Origin of the sequence: Delftia sp. SD018 (assembly GCF_017355445.1) — a bacterium.
Taxonomy (GTDB): domain Bacteria; phylum Pseudomonadota; class Gammaproteobacteria; order Burkholderiales; family Burkholderiaceae_C; genus Comamonas; species Comamonas acidovorans.
The window spans coordinates 407,576-428,594 of the sequence record NZ_JADDRN010000001.1 but is presented as its reverse complement, the minus strand read 5'-3'; the positions used below and the strand labels follow the sequence as shown (position 1 = coordinate 428,594).

Here is a 21,019-nt window from a genome sequence, read left to right as displayed (position 1 = left end):
GATCAGTAGTGGAGGCGGTAGGTCAGCAACAGCTCGCGGGTATTGCCCACGGTGTTGATGCCCGACTTGGACAGATTCAGGCCCAGCGCGAGGTGGTCCGCGCCGAACAGGCGGGTGGCCAGGCCCATGCCCAGCTCGTAGCCCGCGCCGTTGACGCTGTGGTGCGTCAGGGCCAGGCTGGCGTAGGGCCGCAGCGCGCGCGTGTACTGCTGCTCGTAGCCCGTGTTGAACATCATCTGCAGGCCCGAGAAGCGGAAACTGCGCGGCAGCAGATAGTCGATGGTGGGATCGTTGAACGGCGGCAGGTAACCCAGGATGGCCGCATCCCGGCCCTGCAGCAGCGCCGGGTCGTTGCGGCTGTAGCGGTGCCAGGAGGTGAAGGCGCCGAACTGCAGGGTGGGCGCCTCGCTGCGGTAGGTGTGCAGGTATTGCAGCGTCGCATGGTTGCCGGAGCCCACGCGTGCGCCGCTTTGCACGCGGTAGCGCTCCGATGCCAGCTCCAGCGTGATCTGGTCCAGGCGCGAGAGCTGGTAGCTGCTGCCCAGCGACACGCGGTCCTTCATGCCGCCCATGCGCATGGCCAGCGTTTCCTGCGTGGCCAAGTGCCGGCCCAGTGATGCCTGCAGGCTCCAGCGGCTGTCCACGTTGTAGGTCTGCGTGAACTGCATGGGCGTGTAGCTCTCCAGGCTTTCGCGCCGGCCCAGCATGAATTCGCTGGAGGCCGACTGCGTCTTGCGCGTCAGGCGCAGGCCGATGCCCCGCTCCTGCGAGGGGCCGCGCACCAGGGTGTTTTTGTTGACCGTGCGGCGCACGTCCTCGGCATCCAGGTCCAGCGCCCAGCGGGGGTTCAGGCCCACATGCCAGCGCAGCCGGGAGACCTGTTCGTCGATGGCGTCCATGCGGCGGTTGCGCAGTTGCAGGCCCCCGTAGTCGCTGAAGGCCAGCAGCTGCTCGGTCAGCGCCAGGTGCAGGGGATCGTCGTCGGGTTGGTCGGCCATGTTCTCGAAAGCCGCCGTCTGCGCCAGCCGCACATCGCCGACCATGGCTGCCGCGTTGACGCGGTCATAGCGCGGCAGCGCCTCGTCATGGCGCTGCAGCAATTGCCCGGCCTGGGCCACATCCTTTTCCGCCAGCGCCACCGTGATCTCGGCCCACAAAGGCGCGCTGGCGCTCTTGCTGCGGCTGCGCGCGTACTGCTGCCACAGGTAGCCACGCTCGGCCTGGTACTCGCCGCGCTCCTGCAGCCAGGCAATGGCCAGTTCGGCCGCAGCGGCGGAATGCTCGCGGCGCCCGCCTTCCAGGTCCATGCGCAGCAGCTCGCGCATCAGGGCGAATTCGGCATCGCCCTGCGTGTGAAAGAGCATGAGCCGGCTGCGGGCCTGGCGCTGAACCTCGTCCAGCCCCTCGGCCGTCAGCCATTTGCGGGCGGCCAGGGCCGCTGCGCCGTCCTGGGCGCGTGCCCGCACCTTCTCGCGCGTCCACAGCTGCTGCCTCAGGCTCCAGGCCCGATCGGCCTGCTGGTTCTGCTCCAGCGCGTCGGCGTACTGCATCATCCACAGGAAGTCGTCGGCATGCTCGGCGCGGTGCGGCTTCAGATAGCGTTCCAGCGCAACGGCCGGGCGCGACAGCGTCATGTAGGCCGCCGCCAGGGCGCCGTGCATGTCGGCATCGCGCGCCCAGACAGGCTCGGCCGCCGCCAGCAGCAGCTTGAGGGCCGCCGCATTCTGCGTGTCGATCAGCAGCCACATCAGGCCCTGGCGCAGCGGCGTGGAGCCGGGGTCCAGGGCCAGGCCCTTCTCGAAGGCCTCCATGGCCTTTTTCGATTGCGCCGTGCGCTGGTAGTAGGCGCCCAGTATCTGGAAGAAGGTGGGCTGGCCCTGCAGGCGCTTGACCAGGGCTGGGTCGGCCAAGATGCGTTCGACCTGGCTGCCGATCTGCGTCCAGTCCTCCAGGTCCTCCAGCAGATAGAAGGCCTGCGTCAGATGGCGCACGTCATGGAACTGCTCCCAGGCGTGCAGGGACATCCGGGCCGCCTCGCGCCGGTCGGCGCGCTGCAGCAGGCGTATCACCTCGTCGTAGTCGCTGATGCCGGCGTGCGGCGTCTGCAGCAGGCGGCGGTAGGCCTTCAGCGTCAGTGCTTCCTGGCGCTGGTCCTGGGCCAGGTCGCCCAGCAGGCGCCAGTACTCGCCCTCGTCCTGCATGCCGGCGGGAATGCGCGTCTGCGCATCCTCCAGCCAGCGCAGGCCCAGCGCCGGCTCGCCCTGCAGCAGCGCGAGCACGGCGGCGGGCATGGCGTGGGCCGGCGTGCGCTGCTCGGGATCGGCAAGCACACGCTTCCAGGCCTGCAGCGCCAGTTGCGACCGGCCTGCGCGTTCGGCCAGCTGGGCCAGCAGGATCTGCGACTGCGGCGTGCTGCCGTGCTTTTGCAGATAGTCGATGGCCTCGCCGGGCTCGGCCTGGCGCTCGTAGGCCTGGACCAGCGCCTGCTGCAGCGCGGCATCCTGGGGACGGCGGCTCAACTGGTGGCGCAGGCCGGCAATCAGGGCGCGGTCGTCGAACAGGCCCGGCGCTAGGCGCATCACCGTCTTCCAGGCATCCTCGCGCCCCGTGTTCTGCGCAATGACCAGCCAGTTGTCCAGGGCCTGCTGCTGCTGCCCCATCCATTCGGACACCTGGGCCAGGCGTTCGCGCCAGGCCATGTCCTGCGGCGCCTGGCGTACGGCGGCCGTGGCCACGCGCCAGGCATCTTCCAGGTTGCGGTTTTCGAGGAATACCTCGTAGCCCAGCAGGTAGGTCTTGTCGTCAAAGGGCAGGCCCGGCGGCGGCTTGCGCACGGGATCGGCCGTGCGCAGCATGCGCCAGCCCGGCGCGGTCCAGGCCACGGGCTGCAGCGCCCAGGCGCCGTCGTCGGCAACCGGGTCCGGACCGACACCCGAAGCCCCGGCCACCTGCGTCTGCCATTGCTGCAGCAGCGACAGCTGCAGCAGCCGCTTGGCATAGCGCTCGGCCTCGGCCCGGTTGCCGGCCGCGCGCGCCAGGCCGATGAGCTTTCGCAGCGTCTCGGGGTCACTGCCCAGCAGTTCTTCCTGTTGGCGCGCCAGCGCCAGCGCTTCGTTGGCACGGTTGCCGGACTGCAGCACCTGCAGGGCCTGCCAGAGGTAGGCGCGCGACTGCTGGACGTCCTCGGTCGTGGCGCTGGCCTGGCGCAGCAGCCGGGCCGATTCCTCGTACAGGGACATGCCCAGCGCCTGCCGCGCTGCGGATTCATAGACCTGCGCCTTGCGCGCGGGATCGGCCTGGCGGCCTGCCACATCGTCGTAGATGCCCAGGGCCAGCGGTGCGTCCTTGAGCACCAGCGCCGACGAGGCCAGGTACAGCGCCTGCTCCTGGGTCAGCCCCTGCAGCGGCACGTCCTTCAACGCCTGCATCACCTGCGGCGCCAGCGCCTCGGCCTGGCCGCCCGCGCGGTGGTCCTGCTTTTGCGCCTCCAGATAGCCCTGGTAGGCGGCCTGCCAGTGGTCCCAGGCCTGGACGGCTGCGCTGGGCAGTGCCTGCTTGGCCGCCTCTTCCCGCGCCAGCTTGATGGCCTGCAGGCGCTCTTCCTTGGCCTTGAGCAGGGCGCGCAGGTTCTCGTTGCCGGGATCGCTCTTGAGCAGGTTGCTCAGGTAGTTGTAGGACAGCTCGGAGTCATCTCCGGTGACGGAGAGCCGGCGCTCCAGATCCTGCTTGGGAAACAGCATCCACAGGGCGCCACCGATCAGTACCGCCAGCAGCGCGATCAGCCAGAAGGGAACCGTGATGGGGCGCTCAGAGCCCCCGGCATTGCGCTTGGAGTTCGACACTGTTTTGGGTACTTCTGAAGGAACGGAGGTTGGCGTTGCCGGTATCGGCACCCGCCACGGCAAGGAGGGGCGTGGCGGCGTTCGCGGAACTCAGCGAACAGCCGGCAGGCAGGTACATGCGCAGCTCCAGCGGCACATGGCCCTGCAGGGCGAAGCGCACGCCGCCGTCGGCCTGGGGCTGCCATTGCGTGAGCCGGGCATTGGCATCCACCAGATAGGGGCGCGCCGCGTGGGCGGCCGCGCCTGCGGCGTCCTGTTGCGTCTGTTGCACCAGGTATCCGGCGCTGCCGGCCAGGTGCAGGTAGCTGCCGTCTGCCCCCTTGGCATAGCCGGCAATGCCGCTGCTGGCAGCCATGGAAGGCAGGGCCATGCCGGGCGGCATGCGCAGCGTGCGCAGCTGGCCCGGACCCCGCAGGCGCCAGCCCTGCGCGTCGCGGCCGATGGCGAATTCGTAGAAATCCTGCACCTTGCGGATGTACTCGGAGCTGTAGACCGGGTTCAGCCGCTGCGCCAGCGCCCACTGGTAGATCCTGTGCAACGCCTTGATGCTGGCCTGCTTGCTGGCGGAGTAGGAGTGGTAGTAGATGTCCACGGCCTTCAGGCGCCGGGGAGCCTCGGTCATCTCGAAGGTCTCGATGACGCGCTCGAAGCCGTAGAACGGCCCGTGCCAGAGGTTGGTGTAGATGTTCTCGTTGGTGACGGGTGCATAGATCTGCAGGTGGCCGCCCTTGCGCAGACCCCAGCTGCGCACCTCGGTCAGCGAGGGATTGCTGCGCGTGATGGCCGTGTCGCCACCATTCATGTTGAGCAGGCCGGCGGCATCGGAGATGGCCAGGGCCTCGGCGCTGGGCGCCGTGTTGCCGGTCCACAGGAACACGTCCACCGGCTTGCCGGGCGGCGCCAGGCGCTTGCGGATGTAGTCGACCGAGCCATTGATCTCCCGGTTCATGTCCATCTGGTAGCCGGGGATGTGGAGGTTGAGATTCACCTCCTTGCTGTCATCCCCGTCGGGCGCTGCCCCGGGCTCCCAGAAGAAGGGGTGCGAGTAGGAATGGCTGGCAATCTCGACATGGGGCATGGCGAAGATGCGCTTGGCAATGCCCTCCAGCTGCTCGGCCCACTGCGGATACAGGCCCTGCGGGGAGACCTCGGCCTCGATGACCGAGATGGTGTGCGGGATCCTGTAGCGCTCCAGAATCTCGCGGCGCAGCACTTCGCCCGCGAAGGGCGTGCCCGGCAGCTCGGCCTTGGAGGGAAAGCCGTCCCCGTCCACATGGGCCAGCAGCAGGCGGCGGCCGTTCTCGGTGGTGACGTCGGGCGCCGGAAAGTCCTGGAGGCGCAGCGCCTCGCGCAACAGCGCGAAGGGATCGATCACCCAGCGCGACTGATCGGTGCCCGGCATGCTCACCACCACATAGGGCATGAGCGCAAAGCCGCCCCAGGGCGTGATGGCGGCAGAGACGAAACGGCGCCCCCGCTTGTCGTCGAAGGACAGCAGCTCACGGCTGCCCTTGGCCATCTGCGGCGTGAACTCCCAGCCTTCGTAATCGTGCGCTGGCTCGGCCGGGGGTATCTCGAAACCCATGAGCGGCGCCTGCTCGGCGCGCCGCAGCGGGAACACGGGTGCCGCTTCCGTGCTGCGCGTGCCCAGGGCGGCCGACATGGTGCGGTCTTGGGACAGGCCCAGCGTATTGAGCACCAGCAGCGGCATGCCCTGCTGCACCTGGTTGGCCAACCACTGCCGCACGCTTTTGGCCCGCATCTCGGGCACCGCGCCGCCGAACCAGCTCACCACGCCGGCATAGCGGTCGCGCGCCACGCCTTCGGGCAGGGGCTCGCGCACATCGGCGTAGTCGGCAACGTAGCCCATGTAGTTGATGGGCATTTCCAGAAAGCGGTGCGCCGATGCGCCGTTGATGGACGGATAGTCGGCACCGTTGTAGAGAATCAACACCCTGCGCGCCACCGCCTCCACCTGGCCTATGCCCAGGGTCTGCAGGCCTGCATCCGACACCCACGGAATGACGCCCAGCTGCGCAATGCGGCGGGCCGTCTCGCGCGTGGCGTCGCGGTCATGCGGGGCCACGTAGTCGATGGACAGCACCGGCAGGCGGTCACGCTCGCGGATGGTCTGCAGTTGCTGCAGCAGCCATTCGCGGTCTTTCTCGGGCACGTTCACATAGCGCTTGAGGCTGGCATCCCAGCCCCGCAACAGCGACTCGGCCGCCACCATCTGTACCTTGTCCCTCACGCGCGGCACGATCTCGAAGCCCCGGTTCAGGATCAGGCGGATGCCGGGATAGCGCTGGTGCAGCGTCTCGATGACGCGCACCAGGCCGTCCTGCTGGGCCTTTTCGTCGAAATTCGCGGCCAGGCGGTAGGAGTCCAGCGTGTCCAGGAAGAAGCCCCGAAAACCCTGCTTCCACAGCGGTGCGATCACCTCGTCGGCAAAGAAGGCGGGCCACTGCGCAGGCGTCTGGTCCAGGACGATGGACTGCCAGGCGCCGTTGCGCGCCATCTTCCAGGCCTCGGGAATCTTGCTGAAGTAGGCGCGCTCGGGCAGCACCTCGGCCACGGAGGCATATGCGTAGAGCTCGCTACCCGGAGCCTGCTTGCGGAATTGAACGGGGTCGTAGCCGTGGCCCGGCTCCACGACGGCAATGTCGTAGAGGCTCAGTTCACTGAGCGAGGCCTTGTTCCCGTAATAGACGGCAACCGCTGGCTCGGCGGCCTGCACCGCCCAGCCGCACAACAGCCCCCAGCAAAACAGGCAGGTTCGCAGGAAAGCGTTCACGGCCTTCTCCTCGGGGTGCGGCCACGCACGGTCAATTCATAGTTTTTGTACATCAAATTTCTAGTCGATTTGATAAAAGCTATCGTCAGTCCGACGAAATGCGGGCGCGAGCATACCGGTTTTTGTCTGCAAACGTGTCTTCTCCCTACTTTTGTGCTCGGCGCCCTTGAAGCCTGGGGGAAGCTGGGTTATGGCGATACTAGGCAGGCAGAAAAATCACCAATGAAAGGTATTCATGATTCTGGTCACAGGCGGCGCCGGCTTCATCGGCTCGCATACCTGCGTGGAACTCGCCGCTGCGGGCGAGCCCTACCTGATCTACGACAACTTCAGCAACAGCAGCCCCGATGTGCTCGACCGCATGGAACGCATCACGGGCCGGCGCCCGCTGTGCGTCGAGGGCGACGTGCGCGACCGCGCCGCGCTGGAGCGGCTGTTTGCCGAGCACTCCATCCGCGAGGTGATCCACTTCGCCGCGCTCAAGGCCGTGGGCGAGTCCGTGGCCCAGCCGCTGCGCTACTACGAACACAACGTGGGCGGCACGGTGGCCCTGCTGCAGGCCATGCGGACGGCGGGCGTGCGCAGCCTGGTGTTCTCCTCCTCGGCCACGGTCTACGGCGATCCGGCCAGCCTGCCGATCCGCGAAGACTTTCCGCTGTCCGCCACCAACCCCTACGGCCGCAGCAAGCTGTGGATCGAGGAAATGCTGGCCGACCTGGACCGCGCCGAGCCCGGCCAGTGGAGCCTGGCACGGCTGCGCTACTTCAACCCCGTGGGCGCCCATGAAAGCGGCCTGATCGGCGAGGACCCGCGCGACATCCCCAACAACCTCATGCCCTATGTGTCGCAGGTCGCCATCGGCCAGCGCCAGCAGCTCAGTGTCTATGGCGATGACTATGCGACGCCGGACGGCACGGGCGTGCGCGACTACATCCACGTCACCGACCTGGCGCGCGGCCACCTGGCGGCGCTGCGCTATCTGCGCGAGCAGCAGGGCCTGCTGACCGTGAACCTGGGCACGGGGCGCCCGGTCTCGGTGCTGGAGATGGTCAAGGCCTTCGAGCGCGCCAGCGGCCGCCCCGTGCCCTACCAGATCGTGGCGCGCCGCCCCGGCGACGTGGCCCAGTGCTGGGCGGACCCCGCCGAGGCCGAGCGCCTGCTGGGCTGGAAGGCTGCGCTGGATATCGATCGCATGTGCGAAGACGCATGGCGTTGGCAAAGCCAGGCCGCAGGCCTCAAGCGCTGAACCCCGCAGCGCCTGCGGGCGCCGAGGGCGTGGTATCTTTTCGCCCTTGTTTCACGCCCTAGCCACGAGTCTGCCCATGCTTGCCAAACGCATCATCCCCTGTCTTGACGTCACGGGAGGGCGCGTCGTCAAAGGCGTGAACTTCGTGGAACTGCGCGATGCGGGCGACCCGGTGGAGATCGCCGCGCGCTACAACGCCCAGGGCGCAGACGAGCTGACCTTCCTGGACATCACGGCCACCAGCGACGGGCGCGACCTGATCCTGCCCATCATCGAGTCCGTGGCCAGCCAGGTCTTCATTCCCCTGACCGTCGGCGGCGGTGTGCGCACCGTCGAGGACGTGCGCCGCCTGCTCAACGCGGGCGCCGACAAGACCAGCTTCAACTCGGCCGCCATCGCCAATCCCGACGTGATCAATGCGGCCTCGGACAAGTACGGCGCGCAATGCATCGTCGTGGCCATCGATGCCAAGCGGCGCACCGCCGAGGACGAGCAGCGCATGGGCGCCGATGGCCGCGCTGCCGGCCCCGGCTGGGACGTGTACAGCCACGGCGGACGCAAGAACACCGGCCTGGATGCCGTGCAGTGGGCCGCCGAAATGGCGCGCCGCGGCGCGGGCGAGATCCTGCTGACCAGCATGGACCGCGACGGCACCAAGTCCGGGTTCGATCTGAAGCTCACGCGCGCCGTCAGCGACGCCGTGCCCGTGCCCGTGATCGCCTCGGGCGGCGTGGGCTCGCTGGACGACCTGGCCGATGGCGTGACCCTGGGCGGCGCCGACGCCGTGCTGGCCGCCAGCATCTTCCACTACGGCGAATTCACCGTGGGCCAGGCCAAGCAGCGCATGGCCGAGCGCGGCGTGCCCGTGCGCCTCTGATACGGCGCGTCGGCGGACTCCTTCATTTCAGTTTTCCATGGCGCTCGCGCCGCCCACAACCCATGAAACCGGCGCGGCCCAAGGGACCAGGGACAGCGAGCAAGGGCCGCCCCGCAGCAAGGCTGTCGTCTCCCTCCCGCGCAGCGAGAGAGGGGGAAGGCGCGAAGCGACTCAGGGGGGTGTATTTTCAATCCAGGCAATTCCTGACAATCCTGTCACAGGGATGCCCACCCAGGATATTCACAATGCAGGCAATGAACTGGCTAGATCAAGTCAAATGGGATGCGCAGGGCCTGGTGCCCGTGATTGCGCAGGAAAAGGACACGGGCGACGTGATGATGTTCGCCTGGATGAACCGCGAGGCCCTGGCCAAGACGGCCGAGCTTGGCCGCGCCGTCTACTTCAGCCGCTCGCGCAACAAGCTGTGGTTCAAGGGCGAGGAATCGGGCCACGTGCAGACCGTGCACGAGGTGCGCATCGACTGCGACAACGACGTGGTCCTGCTCAAGATCACCCAGACCGGCCACGAGCCCGGCATTGCCTGCCACACGGGGCGCCACAGCTGCTTCTACAGCGTGCTGCAGAACGGCCAGTGGCAGGCCGTCGATCCGGTCTTGAAAGACCCCGAATCGATCTACAAATGAATTCCACGACCATGAACGACACCGCAAGCACTTCCTCGCTGGACGCCCTGGCGCGCCTGGCCGCCGTCATCGAAAGCCGCAAGCCCGCCAACGGCGGCGACCCCGACAAGAGCTATGTCGCCCGCCTGCTGCACAAGGGCCCGGATGCCTTTTTGAAGAAGATCGGCGAAGAGGCCACCGAAGTGGTCATGGCAGCCAAGGACGCAGACCATGGCGGAGACGCCGGCAAAATCCTCTACGAAGTGGCCGATCTGTGGTTCCATAGCATGATCGCCCTGGCCCACTATGGCCTGACGCCCGCCCAGGTCGTTGCCGAGCTGGAACGCCGCGAAGGCACCAGCGGCATCGAGGAAAAAGCGCTGCGCAAGGCCCAGGAACGTGATGTGAACGAGAAAGGACCGCTGCCATGAATGACGATTACATCGAAGTCCGTGCCCTGGACCAGTCCCGCATCGAAGGCCTCAAGGCCTGGGGCTGGGTCAGCTACCTGCTGCACCTGGTGGTGGCCGTGGCCGCCGTCGTGCCGGGCGCCCAGCCCAGCATTGCGCTGCTGGTGATCGCCCTGATCATCGATCTGGTCAAGCGCGGCGACGCCGAAGGCAGCTGGATGGCCAATCACTTCTCGTGGCGCATCCGCAGCGTGATCTGGGCCGGCATCCTGTACCTGGTCACGGCGCCGCTGTGGCTGCTGTTCTTCGTGCCCGGCTGGATCGCCTGGACCGTCATCTCCATCTGGTTCCTCTACCGCATCGTGCGCGGCATGGTCGCCATGAACCGCAACCAGGCCGTGGACCGCTGAAGGTCCCGGGCACACCGCCATGACTCCGACCCCGACCTGCAAGATCAACCTCGCCCTGCAGGGCGGGGGCTCGCACGGCGCCTTGACCTGGGGCGTGCTCGATGCGCTGCTGGAAGACGGCAGCTTTGTCTTCGACGGCATCAGCGGCACCAGCGCCGGTGCCATGAATGCAGTGGCCCTGGCCCAGGGCTTTGCCAAGGCTGCACGCCAGGAAAGCGATCCGGCGGCCGCCCAGGCGCTGGGGGCCGAGCTGGCCCGCGCCACGCTGACCGAACTGTGGGAAGGCGTGGGCACCATGGGCAGCCTGATGTGGGGCGCGCCCCTGCCGGGCAGCCCCTTCATGGGCGTGCTCAACCAGTTCTTCTCGCCCTACCAGACCAACCCGCTGGACATCAACCCGCTGCGCAAGCTGCTCGAACGGGTCGTGGATTTCGAGGCGCTGACGCATCCGCCCGTGGAAGGCGTGGTGCCCAAGGTCTTTGTCTGCGCCACCAATGTGCGCACAGGCCGGGGAAGCATCTTTTCGGGCAGAAAACTCAGTGCCGACGCGGTCATGGCCTCGGCCTGCCTGCCTCAGCTGTTCAAGGCCGTGGAAATCGACGGCGAGCCCTACTGGGATGGCGGCTTTTCGGGCAACCCGGCGCTGTACCCGCTGATCTACGGCACGGCGTCCAGCGACATCCTGCTGGTGCAGATCAACCCCATCGAGCACACCGATCTGCCCAACACGGCGGCCGACATCATGGACCGCATGAACGAGGTCACCTTCAACGCCGGCCTGCTGGCCGAGCTGCGCGCCATCGAGTTCGTCAAGCGCCTGCTCGAGCAGGGCAAGCTGGACCCGACACGCTACAAAAAGGTGCTGCTGCACCGAGTGGACGGCGGCTCCGTGCTCAAGGGCTATGGCGCCTCGACCAAGACGCGCTCCGACATGCGCTTCGTGCGCGAGCTGTTCGAGCTCGGACGCGAGCAGGGCCAGCAGTGGCTCCAGCAGCACCGCAGCGACATCGGCGTGCGCCAGACGCTGCGCATCAACGACAATCCGGCCTGATTTCCAACCTACCGCCAGCTTCCCAGGATTCCTGTAGCGCCATGCACGACCACGACCCGAACTGCCTGTTTTGCCGCATCACCAAAGGCGAGATCCCTTCCCGCAAGGTCTATGAGGACGAAGAAGTCTTCGCCTTCCACGACATCCATCCCGGCGCGCCCATCCACTTCCTGATGGTGCCCAAGAAGCACATCCCCTCCATGGCCCAGATCCAGGCTGAGGACGCCCCGCTGCTGGGCCGCCTGATGGCGCTGGCACCCCGCCTGGCCGCCGAGCAAGGCTGCAACCCGTATCCCGACGGCGGCTTTCGCCTGGTGGTCAACACGGGCACCGAAGGCGGCCAGGAAGTCCACCACCTGCACATCCACGTCATGGGCGGCCCCCGCCCCTGGCTCAAGGGCTGAAACTCAAGGGCTGAAAACGCCGCAGCGGCCATGCTGCCTGCGGCAGACGGCTGCCGCCCGGCACAAGGTGGCCCGTCTCTTGCTTGGGCACCCTCTGTTTCTTGCGTCGGCCAAACGGCTTTTGTGGGGCCTTGCGAACTGCCGCCATGGCCCGGCGTCTAAAATGACCTGCAATTCTTAGGAGAGATTCTCATGGGCTCGTTTTCCATCTGGCATTGGCTGATCGTCCTGGCCATCGTGGTTCTGGTGTTCGGCACCAAGAAGCTGAAGAACATCGGTTCCGACCTCGGCGGCGCCGTCAAGGGCTTCAAGGACGGCGTGAAGGACGGTTCGACCTCCACCGACACTCCCGCAGCCGCTCCCGGCCAGGTCGCCGGCCAGACGGCTGCCGACAAGACCACCATCGACGTCGAAGCCAAGCAAAAGAGCTGATGGCCCGCACGCCAAGCTTCCATGTTTGATATTGGCCTTTCCAAGATGGCGCTCATCGGTGCCGTGGCCCTCGTGGTCATCGGTCCCGAGAAGCTGCCGCGCGTGGCGCGTACCGTGGGCACCCTGCTGGGCAAGGCCCAGCGATATGTCTCCGATGTGAAGGCCGAGGTCAACCGTTCGATGGAACTCGACGAGTTGCGCAAGATGAAGGATACGGTGGAAGGCGCGGCGCGTGACGTCGAGCAGTCCATCCACACTTCGGCCGCCAACTTCGAGAAGGACTGGAACGAGTCCACGGCATCGCTCAACGGCACGTCTTCCTCGTACGACTCCTCTTCTTACGGCTCCGACAGCGATACGTACAGCGCCGTGGCGCCGGCCTACCGTCACCCGGGCAAGAACTGGCGCCTCAAGCGTGCCGCCGTGCCCCAGTGGTACAAGGCCCGCGCCGGCGTGCGCACCAAGGCGCAGTCGGGCGCGGCGCGCGTGGCGCGCTTTCGCCCCCAGAAGTCCCGCTGAAGATGCCGGCGCGCCGCGGGCCACGAGGCAACCAGCCCAGCCTCTGCCACCCGGGCACCCGCCATTGCCGAATCCTGCCCGATCCGTCGGGCTTTCTGCTTTTCACCCCAGGTCCGTGGATGCCCTTGCGGCCCGCCGCGGTTTCGCACCATGTCCGACATTCCACCTAAAGACGACGAGCTGGCAGGCACCGAGCAGCCTTTCGTCCAGCACCTGATGGAGCTGCGCGACCGCCTGCTCTATTGCATCTACGGCATCGGTCTGGCGATCGCCGTGCTGGCCGTGTGGCCCGGTCCCAACGGGCTGATCGACTTCATCGCCCACCCGATCAAGGCCCACATGCCGCCCGATGCCAAGCTCATCGCGGTCGGCGTGTTCACGCCCTTCTTCGTACCGCTCAAGGTGCTGATGATGGTGGGCGTGCTGGCCGTGCTGCCCTGGATCATGTACCAGATGTGGGCCTTCGTGGCGCCCGGCCTGTACAGCCATGAAAAGCGCTTTGCGCTGCCGCTGATCATCTTCGGCAGCCTGCTGGCCTATATCGGCATCGCCTTCGTGCAGTTCTTCGTGCTCGACAAGATGTTCGCCTTCATCCAGGGCTTCACCCCGGACAGCGTGGCGGCCACGCCGGACATCGCCTCCTATGTGGAGGCCATCCTGTCGCTGTACCTGGCCTTTGGCCTGGCCTTCCAGGTGCCCATCGTGGTCATGCTGCTGGTGCGCTTCGGCCTGGTGGACATCGCCAAGCTCAAGTCCTTCCGCGGCTATTTCATCGTGGTGGCCTTCATCATCGCCGCCGTGGTCACGCCGCCCGACGTGATCTCCCAACTGGCCCTGGCCATTCCGATGTGCATTCTTTACGAGATCGGCATCCTGGGCGCCGGCTGGTTCAGCCGCGTCTCCAAGGCGCCGGAAGAAGAAGCCGAACCCGGCACCGCAGTGGACAAGCCCGCAGAGGATAAGCCCTCCCCCTGAGTCGCTTCGCGCCTTCCCCCAGAGGGGGACGACACCCTCGGTGCAGGGCGGCGCGGCCGGCCCAGGCCCTTCCTCGGTGTCCCTCGCTTTAGGGCGCGCCAGTTTCAAGGGCCTATGCTGAAACACGAGGAATCTGTAATAAAAAGCCCTTGGTTCATCACCAAGGGCTTTTTCTTTGTCTATGGCCAAGCCCCTTCCGGGGTTGGCATCTCACCGAGGCAGGTCGGACGCGCCCATCAAGAATTCATCGATGGAGCGAGCGGCCTGGCGGCCTTCGCGGATGGCCCAGACCACCAGGGACTGGCCGCGGCGCACGTCGCCGGCGGCGAAGAGCTTGGGCACGCTGGTGGCGTAGCCGCCCGTGAAGTCGGTGGTGGCCTTGGCGTTGCCGCGTGCGTCCTTGTCCACGCCAAAGGCGTCGAGCACGGCCTGCACGGGGCTGACGAAGCCCATGGCCAGCAGCACCAGGTCGGCCTTGAGCACCTGCTCGCTGCCGGGTACTTCGACCATCTTGCCGTCCTTCATTTCGATGCGCACGGTCTTGACGGCCGTGACCTGGCCCTTCTCGCCGATGAACTCCTTGGTGGCGATGGCGAACTCGCGCTCGCAGCCTTCCTCGTGGCTGGAGCTGGTGCGCAGCTTGATCGGCCAGTAGGGCCAGACCAGGGGCTTGTTTTCCTGCTCGGGCGGCATGGGCATCAGCTCGAACTGGGTCACGCTGACAGCGCCGTGGCGGTTGCTGGTGCCCACGCAGTCGGAGCCGGTGTCGCCGCCACCGATGACGATGACGTGCTTGCCATCGGCCCGCAGCTGGCCCTTGAGCTTGTCGCCGGCGTTGACCTTGTTTTGCTGCGGCAGGAACTCCATGGCGAAATGGATGCCCTTGAGTTCGCGCCCCGGCACGGGCAGGTCGCGCGACTGCTCGGCACCGCCTGTCAGCAGCACGGCGTCGAACTCGGCCATGAGCTGCTCGGGGCTGACGGTTTCCTTGGCCCAGTTGGTGACCTTGGAGTCTTCGCCCAGGCCGTCCTTGCCCGCCACCAGCACGCCGGTACGGATCTTGACGCCTTCGGCCACGAGCTGCTCGACGCGGCGGTCGATGTGCGACTTCTCCATCTTGAAGTCGGGGATGCCGTAGCGCAGCAGGCCGCCCACGCGGTCGTTCTTCTCGAACAGCGTGACATCGTGGCCGGCGCGCGCCAGTTGCTGCGATGCGGCCAGGCCTGCGGGGCCTGCGCCGACCACGGCGACCTTCTTGCCGGTCTTGCGGCTGCTGGGCAGAGGCTTGACCCAGCCTTCGGCCCAGGCACGGTCGATGATGGCGTGCTCGATGGACTTGATGCCCACGGCGTCGTCGTTGATGTTCAGGGTGCAGGCGGCCTCGCAGGGCGCGGGGCAGATGCGGCCGGTGAACTCGGGGAAGTTGTTGGTGCTGTGCAGCACGGCGCTGGCGCTCTTCCAGCCGCCGTGGAAGACCAGGTCGTTGAAGTCCGGAATGATGTTGTTGACCGGGCAGCCGCTGTTGCAGAACGGCGTGCCGCAGTCCATGCAGCGCGCGCCCTGGATCTTGGCCTGGCTGTCATCGAGGCCGATGACGAATTCCTTGTAGTGCTTCACGCGCTCGACGACGGGCGCATAGCCCTCCTCGAGGCGTTCATATTCCATGAAGCCGGTGGTCTTTCCCATGATTCGTTGTCCTGATGTGTGGGGTGCAGGGATGGATGCGGGCTGCTGCCCGCATCCTTCGCTTCCTTGTTATTTGGCGGCCACGGCTTCCTTGGCGTGTTCCTCGACCTCGGGCGTGGCGGGCTCTTCCATCACCTGGCGCTCGTACATCTCGGACAGGGCACGCTTGTACTCGCTGGGGAAGACCTTGACGAACTTGGAGCGGGCCGCCGCCCAGTTGTCCAGCAGGTCGCGTGCACGCTTGGAGCCGGTCCAGCGGCTGTGCGCCTCGATCAGCGCGCGCAGCTGGCGTTCGTCGGTTTCGCGGCGGTGCCAGACGGCGGGCGAGACCTGGGCCAGGTGCTCGTCGTGGGGCAGCACCTGGTCCAGCGAGACGGACGCCTTGTTGCAGCGCTCGGCGAAACGACCATCCTCGTCATACACATAGGCCACGCCGCCGCTCATGCCGGCCGCGAAGTTGCGGCCCGTCTTGCCCAGCACCACCACGGTGCCGCCGGTCATGTATTCGCAGCCGTGGTCGCCCACGCCTTCGACCACGGCCGTGGCGCCCGACAGGCGCACCGCGAAACGCTCGCCGGCCACGCCGCCGAAGAAGGCCTCGCCGCTGGTGGCACCGAACATCACGGTGTTGCCGACGATGGTGTTGGTCGTCGTGTCGCCACGGAATTCATGGCTGGCATGCACCACCACGCGGCCGCCGGACAGGCCCTTGCCCGTGTAGTCGTTGGCATCGCCGCGCAGGTTCAGCGTGATGCCGTTGCACAGGAAGGCGCCGAAGGACTGGCCGCCGGTTCCCTCGAAGTGGATGCGGATGGTGTCATCCGGCAGGCCTTCGGGATGCACGCGCGTCACGGCACCGGAGAGCATGGCGCCCACGGAGCGGTTCACGTTGCGCGCCACTTCCATGATGCGCACGCGCTCGCCGTTCTCGATGGCGGGCTTGCAACGCTCGATGAGCTTCACGTCCAGCGCCTTGTCCAGCAGGTGGTCCTGCTTTTCGACATGGAAGCGCGCCACGTCTGCGGGCACTTCGGGCTGGGCGAACAGGCGCGAGAAGTCCAGGCCCTGGGCCTTCCAGTGCTGCAGGCCCTTGCGGGTGTCCAGCAGGTCGGCACGGCCGATCAGGTCGTCGAACTTGGCCACGCCCAGCTGGGCCATGATCTGGCGCACTTCCTCGGCGATGAAGAAGAAGTAGTTCACCACATGCTCGGGCTTGCCCGAGAACTTGGCGCGCAGCACCGGGTCCTGCGTGGCCACGCCCACGGGGCAGGTGTTCAGGTGGCACTTGCGCATCATGATGCAGCCCTCGACGACCAGGGGCGCCGTGGCGAAGCCGAACTCGTCGGCACCCAGCAGCGCGCCGATGACGACGTCGCGGCCGGTCTTCATCTGGCCGTCGGCCTGCACGCGGATACGGCCGCGCAGGCGGTTGAGCACCAGGGTCTGCTGGGTCTCGGCCAGGCCGATTTCCCAGGGCGAGCCCGCATGCTTGATGGACGACCAGGGCGATGCGCCCGTGCCGCCGTCGTGCCCCGCGATCACCACGTGGTCGCTCTTGCACTTGGCCACGCCGGCCGCGATGGTGCCCACGCCCACTTCGGACACGAGCTTGACCGAGATGTCGGCATGCGGCGCCACGTTCTTCAGGTCGTGGATCAGCTGGGCCAGATCCTCGATGGAGTAGATGTCGTGGTGGGGCGGGGGCGAGATCAGGCCGACGCCGGGCACGGAGTGGCGCAGCTTGCCGATGTAGTCGGACACCTTGCCGCCGGGCAGCTGGCCGCCTTCGCCGGGCTTGGCGCCCTGGGCCATCTTGATCTGCACCTGGTCCGAGGACGACAGGTACTCGGCCGTGACGCCGAAGCGGCCCGATGCCACCTGTTTGATCCTGGAGCGCAGCGAGTCGCCGTCCTGCAGCTCGATGTCGGCCTCGACCTTGTCGGCGCCGATGATGGAGCCCAGGGTCTCGCCCTTCTTGATCGGGATGCCCTTGAGCTCGTTGCGGTAGCGCTGGGGATCTTCCCCGCCTTCGCCGGTGTTGCTCTTGCCGCCGATGCGGTTCATGGCCACGGCCAGCGTGGCATGGGCCTCGGTGCTGATCGAGCCCAGCGACATGGCGCCCGTGGCAAAGCGCTTGACGATGTCCTTGGCCAATTCGACCTGGTCCAGCGCAATGGCCTTGGCCGGGTCGAACTTGAACTCGAACAGGCCGCGCAGCGTCATGTGGCGCTTGCTCTGGTCGTTGATCAGCTGGGCGTATTCCTTGTACGTGCTCCAGTTGTTGGAGCGCGTGGAATGCTGCAGCTTGGCGATGGCGTCGGGCGACCACATGTGCTCTTCGCCACGGGCGCGCCAGGCGTATTCGCCGCCGGCGTCCAGCATGGTCTCCAGCACGGGATCGTCACCGAAGGCCGCACGGTGGTTGCGGATGGTTTCCTCGGCGATCTCGAAGACGCCGATGCCCTCGACGCGGCTGGCCGTGCCGGTGAAGTACTTGTCCACGGTGTCGCTATTCAGGCCGATCACCTCGAACAGCTGGGCGCCGCAATAGGACATGTAGGTGGACACGCCCATCTTGGACATGATCTTGGACAGGCCCTTGCCGATGGCCTTGACGTAGTTGTAGATGGCCTTGTCGGCCGACAGGTCGCCGCCCAGCTCCTTGTGCATGTCGGCCAGGGTTTCCATGGCCAGGTAGGGATGCACGGCCTCGGCGCCGTAGCCTGCCAGCACGGCGAAGTGGTGCACTTCGCGCGCCGTGCCCGTTTCCACGACCAGGCCGGCCGTGGTGCGCAGGCCCTCGCGCACCAGGTGCTGGTGGATGGCCGACAGCGCCAGCAGCGCGGGGATGGCCACCTGGGTGGCGCTCACATGGCGGTCGCTGATGATCAGGATGTTGGCACCGCCCTTGATGGCGTCCACGGCCTGCGCGCACAGCGATGCCAGCTTGGCTTCCACGCCCTGCTTGCCCCAGGACAGCGGGTAGGTGATGTCGATCGTTGCGCTCTTGAACTTGCCCTGCGTGTGGCGTTCGATGTCGCGCAGCTTGGCCATGTCGGCGAAGTCCAGCACCGGCTGGTGCACTTCGAGGCGCATGGGCGGGTTGACCTGGTTGATGTCCAGCAGGTTGGGCTTGGGTCCGATGAAGGACACCAGCGACATCACGATGGCTTCGCGGATGGGGTCGATCGGCGGGTTGGTCACCTGCGCGAACATCTGGCGGAAGTAGTTGTACAGCGGCTTGTTCTTGTCCGACAGCACGGCCAGCGGGCTGTCGTTGCCCATGGAGCCGATGCCTTCCTCGCCGTTCTTGGCCATGGGAGCCAGCAGGAACTTGATGTCTTCCTGCGTGAAGCCGAAGGCCTGCTGGCGCTCGAGCAGCGGCAGGCTGGCGGCCTCGGGGCCGGCATGGGTGTCACCGCCCACGCTGCCCAGCTTGATGCGCAGGTTCTCGATCCACTGCTTGTAGGGCTTGGTGTTGACGATGTTGGCCTTGAGCTCGTCGTCCTCGATCAGGCGGCCCTGCTCCAGGTCGATCAGCAGCATCTTGCCGGGCTGCAGGCGCCACTTGCGCACGATGGAGCTGTCGGGCACGGGCAGCACGCCGGCCTCGGAAGCCAGGATGACCAGGTCGTCATCGGTGATCACGTAGCGCGAGGGGCGCAGGCCGTTGCGGTCCAGCGTGGCGCCGATCTGGCGGCCGTCGGTGAACACGATGGAGGCCGGGCCGTCCCAGGGCTCCATCATGGCGGCGTGGTATTCATAGAAGGCGCGGCGGCGCTCGTCCATGGACTCGTGCTGCTCCCAGGGCTCGGGAATCATCATCATCACGGCCTGGCTGATGGGGTAGCCGGCCATGGTCAGCAGTTCCAGGCAGTTGTCGAACGTTGCCGTGTCGGACTGGCCAGCGAAGCTGATGGGATAGAGCTTCTTGAGGTCCTCGGCCAGCACGGGCGAGGCCATCACGCCTTCGCGCGCCAGCATCCAGTTGTAGTTGCCGCGCACGGTGTTGATTTCACCGTTGTGGGCCACGTAGCGGTAGGGGTGGGCCAGCGGCCACTCGGGGAAGGTGTTGGTGGAAAAGCGCTGGTGCACCAGGCCGATGGCCGAGACGCAGCGCTCGTCGGACAGGTCGTTGTAGTACACGCCCACCTGGTCGGCCAGCAGCAGGCCCTTGTAGACCACGGTGCGGCTGCTCATGCTGGGAACGTAGTATTCCTTGCTGTGCTTGAGCTTGAGGTTCTGAATGGCGGCGCTGGCCGTCTTGCGGATCACGTACAGCTTGCGCTCGAGCGCGTCCTGCACGATCACGTCGGCGCCGCGGCCGATGAAGACCTGGCGCAGGATGGGTTCCTTTTCCTGGACCGTGGGCGACATGGGCATGTCGCGGTTCACGGGCACATCGCGCCAGCCCAGCAGGACCTGGCCTTCGGCCTTGATGGCGCGTTCCATCTCCTGCTCGCAGGCCAGGCGCGAGGCATGCTCCTTGGGCAGGAAGATCATGCCCACGCCGTACTCGCCCGCGGGCGGCAGGGCCACGCCCTGCTTTGCCATCTCTTCGCGGTAGAGCTGGTCGGGAATCTGGATCAGAATGCCCGCGCCATCGCCCATGAGCTTGTCGGCACCCACGGCGCCGCGATGGTCGATGTTTTCGAGGATCTTGAGCGCGCCGGTGACGATGTCATGGCGCTTGACGCCCTTGATATGTGCAACAAAGCCGAGGCCGCAGGCGTCGTGCTCGTTGCTCTTGGAGTACAGACCGTGGTCTTGGAGATGCTTGATCTCGGCAGCCGTCGTCATGGCGGAATCCTCAAATTTTTCGCAGGGAACGCAAGATTAAGGCAAGGCATCACCTCATGCAATAAATTTATATAAGGGTCAGATCCCAATTAATTCCAGAACAAAAAAATCGGAAATTAATAAGGGACACATTTATTTCACAAAGACCTGCAGTGAGGAATCAAGCACTTGCAAGCCATCAGTGGGTACTAACGCACTGTTGTGGTGCGCTCATTGGTCCGTCCGGGCGGACGACCGGCACGTTGGCGGGTCACACGGCGCTCGGTGCGCTGTTGTAAATCGGCAATGAATTGCTCATCGCCCAGCGCCCAGCCCCGCAGCGCCGACTGGCTGATGCGCTCGGCGTCGTCGGCGCCGACCCCCTCTTCCACGGCTTCCACATAGGCTGCATCCCGCGCAAACGGGGTGTTGCCCAGCTCCCAGAACACGGCATGCGGCTGGATCAGCGCGTCGCTGCGCAGGCCGGCGTTGTGCGCGTAGCTGGACCAGGGCCAGTCGGCCGGCCGCTGGACCAGGCCGGCGCGCACGGGGCTGTCGTCCATGAAGACCATGGTGGGCAGCAGCCAGCTGGGCTGCAGCACCGTGCCGCGATAGCGGCCTTCCCACAGCGTGCCGCTGCGGCCGTGACGGTCGTTGAAGTAGCGCACATAGCGCCGGCCCACGGCCTGCATGAACTTGGGCAGGCCATCGCCGGTGCGGGGCGTGGCCAGCAGGTGGAACTGGCTGGGCAGCAGCACGTAGGCATGCACGGCCAGCTCGCAGCTGCGCGCCATCTCGCGCAGCAGCCCCAGCATGGTTTCCCGGTCCTGGGCATCGATGAAGATGTCCCCGCCGTTGTTGCCGAGCTGGATGATGTGGTGCGGCAGATCCGCAAGGGTGAGTCGGGGCAGGCGGGCCATGGTGCGAGTGCGGGGCGTGGATCGGCAATTATGGAGCGCCGCGCCGCGCCG

At 66.6% G+C, this 21,019-nt stretch carries 15 protein-coding genes; 10 read left to right on the top strand and 5 right to left on the bottom strand.

Going from position 1 to position 21,019, the window contains the following annotated elements:
• Positions 1–2: 2 nt before the first annotated feature.
• The gene (locus INR38_RS01900; RefSeq protein WP_207441737.1) at positions 3–3,842 is read right to left on the bottom strand and encodes a tetratricopeptide repeat protein; all 3,840 of its coding nucleotides are present in this window, start codon (positions 3,840–3,842) and stop codon (positions 3–5) included.
• Positions 3,808–6,636 (bottom strand): bifunctional glycoside hydrolase 114/ polysaccharide deacetylase family protein, encoded by a 2,829-nt coding sequence (locus tag INR38_RS01895; RefSeq protein WP_207441735.1) that lies wholly within the window; start codon positions 6,634–6,636, stop codon positions 3,808–3,810. Before INR38_RS01895 ends, INR38_RS01900 begins: the two co-directional genes overlap by 35 nt.
• A gap of 235 nt (positions 6,637–6,871) precedes the next feature.
• Here INR38_RS01895 and galE point away from each other — a divergent pair, with 235 nt between their 5' ends.
• The 10 genes from galE to tatC all read left to right on the top strand — a co-directional run bounded on the left by galE (position 6,872) and on the right by tatC (position 13,583).
• Positions 6,872–7,882, top strand: a complete 1,011-nt coding sequence (gene galE, locus INR38_RS01890; protein WP_099732863.1) for a UDP-glucose 4-epimerase GalE — start codon at positions 6,872–6,874, stop codon at positions 7,880–7,882.
• A 76-nt stretch (positions 7,883–7,958) separates the two neighbouring features.
• The gene (hisF, locus tag INR38_RS01885) at positions 7,959–8,759 is read left to right on the top strand and encodes an imidazole glycerol phosphate synthase subunit HisF (RefSeq protein ID WP_016450993.1); all 801 of its coding nucleotides are present in this window, start codon (positions 7,959–7,961) and stop codon (positions 8,757–8,759) included.
• 245 nt (positions 8,760–9,004) lie between these two features.
• Positions 9,005–9,403 (top strand): phosphoribosyl-AMP cyclohydrolase, encoded by a 399-nt coding sequence (gene hisI / locus INR38_RS01880; RefSeq protein ID WP_013800785.1) that lies wholly within the window; start codon positions 9,005–9,007, stop codon positions 9,401–9,403.
• Positions 9,400–9,813, top strand: a complete 414-nt coding sequence (locus INR38_RS01875; RefSeq protein ID WP_016450992.1) for a phosphoribosyl-ATP diphosphatase — start codon at positions 9,400–9,402, stop codon at positions 9,811–9,813. Before hisI ends, INR38_RS01875 begins: the two co-directional genes overlap by 4 nt.
• A complete protein-coding gene (locus INR38_RS01870) occupies positions 9,810–10,202 on the top strand; it encodes a membrane protein (RefSeq protein WP_013800783.1) in 393 nt (130 codons plus the stop codon). The genes INR38_RS01875 and INR38_RS01870 overlap by 4 nt, the downstream gene beginning before the upstream one ends.
• A 19-nt stretch (positions 10,203–10,221) precedes the next feature.
• The gene (locus tag INR38_RS01865; RefSeq protein WP_207441733.1) at positions 10,222–11,253 is read left to right on the top strand and encodes a patatin-like phospholipase family protein; all 1,032 of its coding nucleotides are present in this window, start codon (positions 10,222–10,224) and stop codon (positions 11,251–11,253) included.
• A 41-nt stretch (positions 11,254–11,294) separates the two neighbouring features.
• Positions 11,295–11,657: a histidine triad nucleotide-binding protein gene (locus tag INR38_RS01860; RefSeq protein WP_207441731.1), complete on the top strand. Its 363-nt coding sequence runs from the start codon at positions 11,295–11,297 to the stop codon at positions 11,655–11,657.
• A gap of 192 nt (positions 11,658–11,849) precedes the next feature.
• Positions 11,850–12,089: a Sec-independent protein translocase subunit TatA gene (gene tatA, locus INR38_RS01855; protein ID WP_013800780.1), complete on the top strand. Its 240-nt coding sequence runs from the start codon at positions 11,850–11,852 to the stop codon at positions 12,087–12,089.
• Positions 12,090–12,110: 21 nt separating this feature from the next.
• Positions 12,111–12,608 (top strand): Sec-independent protein translocase protein TatB, encoded by a 498-nt coding sequence (tatB, locus tag INR38_RS01850; protein WP_012207353.1) that lies wholly within the window; start codon positions 12,111–12,113, stop codon positions 12,606–12,608.
• Between the two features lie 150 nt (positions 12,609–12,758).
• A complete protein-coding gene (gene tatC / locus INR38_RS01845) occupies positions 12,759–13,583 on the top strand; it encodes a twin-arginine translocase subunit TatC (RefSeq protein WP_013800779.1) in 825 nt (274 codons plus the stop codon).
• A gap of 210 nt (positions 13,584–13,793) precedes the next feature.
• Here the strand turns inward: tatC and INR38_RS01840 are convergent, their stop codons facing one another.
• The 3 genes from INR38_RS01840 to INR38_RS01830 all read right to left on the bottom strand — a co-directional run bounded on the left by INR38_RS01840 (position 13,794) and on the right by INR38_RS01830 (position 20,968).
• Complete coding sequence (locus tag INR38_RS01840; protein ID WP_034396989.1) at positions 13,794–15,269, bottom strand: glutamate synthase subunit beta; 1,476 nt, start codon at positions 15,267–15,269, stop codon at positions 13,794–13,796.
• Positions 15,270–15,338: 69 nt separating this feature from the next.
• Positions 15,339–20,069 carry a glutamate synthase-related protein gene (locus tag INR38_RS01835; protein WP_207441729.1) on the bottom strand — a complete coding sequence of 1,577 codons (4,731 nt, stop codon included), beginning with the start codon at positions 20,067–20,069 and terminating at the stop codon, positions 15,339–15,341.
• 188 nt (positions 20,070–20,257) lie between these two features.
• Positions 20,258–20,968, bottom strand: a complete 711-nt coding sequence (locus INR38_RS01830) for a transposase (protein WP_013800776.1) — start codon at positions 20,966–20,968, stop codon at positions 20,258–20,260.
• Positions 20,969–21,019: the final 51 nt, after the last annotated feature.